Source organism: Nonomuraea sp. NPDC003804 (genome assembly GCF_040610675.1).
GTDB lineage: Bacteria > Actinomycetota > Actinomycetes > Streptosporangiales > Streptosporangiaceae > Nonomuraea.
In genome coordinates this window covers 1-1,102 of the sequence record NZ_JBEXMT010000128.1, presented here as the reverse complement: position 1 = coordinate 1,102, position 1,102 = coordinate 1, and the positions used below count along the sequence as shown (strand labels likewise).

Genomic DNA, 1,102 nt, shown 5'->3' with positions numbered 1-1,102 from the left:
CCTATATCAGCATGCGTGACCAAGTCCTCCGGGCGCGGACACTTATTCATACGGCCATTGATGCAGGGCTATTCGAAAAGCAAGCTGAAAATAGTAGTTCGTTTGCTGATGGAGATGTCGACTACGATGTGGTTGTGCTAGGCGCGGGTGTGGGCGGAATTTCTGCAGCGTTGGCCTCTGCTGAGGCTGGTATGCGGACGCTTGTTCTCGATGCGCAGGGGCAGTGCTTTTCGTTGCTCCGCAAAGGCACAGACAGATTGTTGAGCACGACCGTTTATGATTGGCCAGCAATTCACTTTTCCAGTCACTGCTTTCCAGATATTCCAGACCTAAAACCTAATCCAGCGACGCATGCCGCTATCCTTCGCTTTCCCTCTGCTCCGAAAGCGGCGAGTGCACTGGCGGACGAGCTACAAGCGCAGCTAGATAAATATAAGCTGAAATATTCATCTGTTTTTCAGATTGAAAATGGAATAAAGCTAACGTCTCATCAAAGTGTGCTTTATGGTGGCGCAAGAGTTCTAACAGTTATCCTGCCGCGTGAGATAAATGTCCTCGGCGGCTCAAAAAGTAGCATTATTCGGGCTCGCATTGTTATTTTTGCAATTGGCTTCGGCTCGGAAAAGGTCCTTGCCAGTAGTTCTGATATTGGAAAAACGTTTTGGGGGTATGCCAGCCTTGAAAAAGAATTGGACGCACTTCGACCGGAACGCGCTACCGCTGTCGTACAGGGAGCTGGAGACGGAGGGCTTCAAGAGTGCCTGAGAATTGCGTTTAAGCCGGAATATCACGATTTGGCGAAAGCAATTTCTCTGTTGGAACGCGAGGTGTCAGACGTATCACCTGAGTGGTATCAGTTGATGTTGAAAATCTTGTGCGCGGAAGATAATGCGGCGCGTGCATATATGTGGGGATACGATATACCAACAGTCTATAAGGGGCTGGACGAAGTGCACGATTCGGTTATAGTCAGGTTGCTAGAACCAGAAACGAAGGGGGCAGTGCTTGAATGGTACCGCCAGGTTGTGCGGGAACGAGAAATACATATTTTTGTCGTTGACAAGCATGCGCATTCCGGTCGTGTATATGCATTAAATAGATT

Annotated in this window: 1 protein-coding gene; it reads left to right on the top strand. The window is 48.9% G+C overall.

Features of this window, described 5'->3' with window-relative positions; translation table 11 throughout:
* Window positions 1-11: 11 nt before the first annotated feature.
* Window positions 12-1,102: FAD-dependent oxidoreductase (locus ABZX22_RS45255; RefSeq protein ID WP_354923570.1), on the top strand; the 1,091-nt coding region annotated here is incomplete at its 3' end.